Here is a 377-nt window from a genome sequence, read left to right as displayed (position 1 = left end):
TACTTTAACGCCACCCTTTGTTTCAGTAATTTTACTTTGGAGTTCTCCAAATGCAAAGGCAACAAGATAAGTGGACATTCGCACAGTGGGTTCAAAGTAGTGGATGCCATTTTCAACGTGATCTTCTGGCATATTAGCGATAATGGTTTCACCAGGATGCTCATCAAATTTAATTGCTAGACTGAAGGTAGCCTTAGCCTCTGGTTCATCGACACAGGGAAAAGCTTGCCGAGCAAAAGTTGTTTCAAATTGAGTCCCGATAATTTGCTTTTTCTCCCCGTCAACCTCATAGTATGATGGATAAATTCCCATCATCGAATCAGTTAACTTAGTATTATAAGTTACAGTAAAAGTTACTTTACCAGTTTGCGGAAGGG

The 377-nt window shown here is 39.8% G+C and carries 1 pseudogene; it reads right to left on the bottom strand.

Going from position 1 to position 377, the window contains the following annotated elements:
* Window positions 1-377: pseudogene (locus tag CP366_RS10475) on the bottom strand (peptidase); the annotation flags it as partial.

The organism is Lactobacillus sp. UMNPBX15, assembly GCF_002553785.1.
GTDB classification, from domain to species: Bacteria; Bacillota; Bacilli; order Lactobacillales; family Lactobacillaceae; genus Lactobacillus; species Lactobacillus crispatus.
Note: the sequence above shows the minus strand (reverse complement) of the source record. Positions and strands in the feature narration are given on the sequence as shown.